Below are 3,824 nucleotides of genomic sequence, written 5' to 3'. Positions count from 1 at the left end.
GGCGTCACGACACGAAAGTGGAGAATCTGTCCGACTTTTAAGAACGTATCCGGAATTCAGGTTGGTTTAACCGTGGATGTCGTTGCTTTTTCGGCCCTGAGAGCTTCGTAGAGGGCGGTTTTCCCGATTTTCACGCGGGCGGCGGCTTCCCGGACGTTCAAACCGGCCGCCAGATGCTGGCGGGCTTTGGCAAGTTTCTCCGGGGTTACGACGACTTGTCGGCCACCGCGTCGGCCGCGTTCCTCTGCGGCTTGCAGACCGGCACGTGTTCGTTCCCGGATCAGATCGCGCTCGAACTGTGCCAGCGCGCCGAACAGGTGGAATACCAGGCGACCGCCGGATGTCGTGGTGTCGATGTTTTCGGTGATGGATCGGAAGCCGACGCCTTTGGCCTCCAGTTCGGTGATGATCTCGATAAGGTGCTTCATCGACCGGCCGAGGCGGTCGAGCTTCCAGACTGTGAGCGTATCGCCGTCGCGAACGTAGCGGATCGCCTCAGCCAATCCGGGCCGGTCAGTCTTCACGCCGGATGCCTTATCCTCGAACAGCCTTTCACAACCTGCTTTGCGCAAAGCGTCGAGTTGCAGGGCGGTGTCCTGCTCGCCGGTGGAGACCCTTGCATAGCCGATAGAGGTCATGAGACGTGGTTTGTCCGTTTTTCCGTTGAATTCGGACATTGTCCGATTTGCCGTTTCATGACAAGGTTTGCGGACAAAACTTGTGGATGCCGCGAAACGTTCGTTTGTCGGACACGCATTTTCCGGTTCGCTGCACTCTCCGCAACGAAACGGGAAGATCAGAGAATGGCGCGAAGAGCACTACTGAGCGAGGCATGGTGGCAACAGGCGACGATCATCCCGGATGACGAAAGGGAGATCGCCAAACATTACACGCTGGATCGATCGGATCTCGACCTGATCATGCGACAGAACAAGACCTCGAATAGGCTGGGCCTCGCCTGTGTTCTGGCCACGCTACGATATCCGGGCCGACCGCTTGCGGATGGCGAGGTCCTGCCGGCTGGCGTCTTACGATTTCTGGCGCGGCAGATCGGCGTCGATCAACATGAGATCGATCGTTATTTCGAGCGCCCGCAGACGCGGCGCGAGCATCTGGCCCTGCTTTTCGACAGAATGAAGATGCGTCCGTTTGTGCCTTCGGACGTGCGGGCACTCACAGGCTGGCTGACACCTGCCGCGCAAACCCTGCGCCAGGCCGATGTATTGGCGGATATGGTGGTGGAAGAACTACGACGCAGGAGAATCCTCTTGCCAGCGCGGCCGGCGCTCGAAGCCATCATTCATGTGGCGATCAGGCGCGGCATTCGTATTGCTCATCGGGCCTTGGCCGGCGGGATCTCAGAAGGCCAAAAGCTCGATCTGGACAAGCTTCTCGATCCGCGTGAGGGGACAAGCGTGACCATCCTTGCCTGGGCGAGAACACCGGCATTGTCGCCAGCCGCCGTCAACCTCGACAGAATTGCCGAGCGCATTCGCTTTCTCCGGTCTCTGAACCTGCCGACGACGTTGATGGATCGCATTCCGGCCAAGGTCTTTGACGAATTTGCTGCAGAGGGGACGCGAATAAGCGCGCAGCATCTGCGCGACCTTAACACCGAACGCCGACATGCTGTCCTGGCTGCGACAGTGCTCCACCTTTCCCGCCATCTCACCGATTGCGCGATCGACATGTTCAAGAAACTCATGGGCATCCTGACGCGGCGAGCCAATAACCAGGCGGCTGCTCGCGTCACCCGATCCGTTCGGGAAGTGCAGAAGCCGTTGAAGGACGTTTCGAAAGTCTGCCATGCGATCATCGAGGCCAGAGAGAAGGGTGAGGACATGGCCAAAGCGCTTGATCGGGTCATCCAATGGCCAGCTTTTACAACCAGTGTCCAGGCGGTCGATACGCTGATCGCGCCGGATGTTATCGACGGTAAAATCGAAATGCTCCAGCGCTATCCGACGATCAGGAAACTGGCGCCACAGTTTCTCTCCACGCTCGTGTTCCGCGGTCACGCCGTGGCGGCGAACCTCTTGCGGGCGCTATCCGTGGTCGCGGGTCTATATCGTACGGGCAAAAGGACCATACCCGACAAGGCACCGATCTCCTTTGCGCCGAAGGGCTGGATGCCTCTCATACTCCAAGATGGAAAGATTGATCGCAGGGCTTATGAGCTTTGCCTGTTCAGCGAATTGAAGCGCCGGCTCGATGCGGGCGATGTCTGGGTGGAAGGAGCCAAACGCTTCCAGTCTTTCGAAAGCTTTCTCATTCCCACGCCGACATTCGAGCTGATGCGTGAGGAAGGACCGCTTCCAATCGCTGTTGATACCGATGTCGAGACGTATCTTCGCCAGCAGCGCCAGCTCCTGAACGATGGACTGGCTGACCTCTCCCGTCTGGCCGCAGCCGGCGAGCTCGACGATGTAGAACTGACCGGGGCGGGGTTTAGCGTCACGCCGCACAAGGCTATGTTTCCGGACATCGCCAAGTCGCTGAAGCTAAAGGTGGAAAGCCGTCTGCCTGCGATCCGCATCACTGACCTTTTGCTTGAGGTTGACGACCGAACGGAATTTTCGAACGCCTTTACCCATCTGCGCAGCGGTCGGACGGCCGACAACAAGCTTGCGCTCCTCACCGCCATCCTGGCGGACGGCATCAATCTCGGTCTCACGAGAATGGCGGACGTTTCCCCCGGCATTACGATGCGCCAACTCGCCTGGGCGCACGATTGGCATATTCGCGAGGAAGGTTACACGGCGGCGCACGCCATTCTCGTCAACGCCCAGAGGCAATTGCCTCTGGCAAGCTTGTGGGGCGATGGAACAACGTCATCCTCCGATGGCCAGTATTTTCCGGCGGGCGGACACGCCAAGGCGATCGGCGACCTCAACGCCCGCTATGGTCCCAACCCCGGCGCCAAGTTCTACCGGTTCACCTCTGACCAGTACGGCGCTTTCTACATCATCGCCATGAATGCCAATGCGAGCGAAGCCATCTATGTCCTCGACGGACTGCTCTATCATGGCAGCGATCTCGCCATCGAAACCCACTATGTCGATACCGGCGGGGTAAGCGATATGAGCTTCGCCCTTTGCCATCTCGTTGGTTTCCAGATTGTGCCCCGGCTGCGCGGTCTCAAGGATCGCAAGCTCTATCTCTTCCCGGGCGACACGCCTCCCGAAAACCTTGCATCGCTCGTTGGCGAGCCCATCAACGTCGAGCGGATCAAGGCAAACTGGAACGACATCCTGCGGCTGGTCACGACGATCCGTTCCGGGCAGGTTCGGCCTTCGACCCTGTTGGCAAAGCTGTCCGCATTCCCACGCCAGAACGGACTGGCGTTGGCGCTACGCGATCTCGGTCGCATCAATCGGTCCATCTTTCTGCCCCAGTGGTGGCAGAACCCCGAAATGCGCAGGAACGCGACGGCCGGCCTCAACAAGAGCGAATCCCAGAACACCTTGGCCCGTGCGCTGTTCTTCAACCGGCTCGGAGAACTGCGAGACAGGACCTTCGAGAGTCAGTTCTACCGGGCGTCCGGGCTGAACCTGCTGATCAATGCCATCGTCTACTGGAACACTCTCTATCTCGAACCGGCCTTCGCCGAACTCAACCGGGAGGGTATCGCCACGCCGCCCGACCTAGTCAAACACATCACCCCGCTCGGGTGGCAACACATCAGTCTCACTGGCGATTACATCTGGACCTCGACGGAAAGCCTCGATCTCAGGCCGCTACGGCGCGAAACATCCATCCTCGCAGCGTGATCACCATACGTTCTCAAAAGTCGGACAGATTCAACACTTTCGTGTCGTGACGCC

The 3,824-nt window shown here is 59.1% G+C and carries 2 protein-coding genes; one reads left to right on the top strand and one right to left on the bottom strand.

Features of this window, described 5'->3' with window-relative positions; translation table 11 throughout:
• Positions 1-56: 56 nt before the first annotated feature.
• Positions 57-638 carry a recombinase family protein gene (locus tag EV665_RS31840; protein WP_024897959.1) on the bottom strand — a complete coding sequence of 194 codons (582 nt, stop codon included), beginning with the start codon at positions 636-638 and terminating at the stop codon, positions 57-59.
• Positions 639-803: 165 nt separating this feature from the next.
• Here EV665_RS31840 and EV665_RS31835 point away from each other — a divergent pair, with 165 nt between their 5' ends.
• On the top strand, positions 804-3,770 hold the full coding sequence (locus EV665_RS31835; RefSeq protein WP_015057078.1) for a Tn3 family transposase: 2,967 nt from the start codon (positions 804-806) through the stop codon (positions 3,768-3,770).
• Positions 3,771-3,824 lie beyond the last annotated feature (54 nt).

It is taken from the genome of Shinella granuli, assembly GCF_004341885.1.
GTDB lineage: Bacteria > Pseudomonadota > Alphaproteobacteria > Rhizobiales > Rhizobiaceae > Shinella > Shinella granuli.
Note: the sequence above shows the minus strand (reverse complement) of the source record. Positions and strands in the feature narration are given on the sequence as shown.

Excerpts from the sequence above, each read along its gene's own strand:
- EV665_RS31840 (WP_024897959.1), bottom strand. The coding sequence starts at position 638 with ATGACCTCTATCGGCTATGCAAGGGTCTCCACCGGCGAGCAGGACACC.
- EV665_RS31835 (WP_015057078.1), top strand. The coding sequence starts at position 804 with ATGGCGCGAAGAGCACTACTGAGCGAGGCATGGTGGCAACAGGCGACG.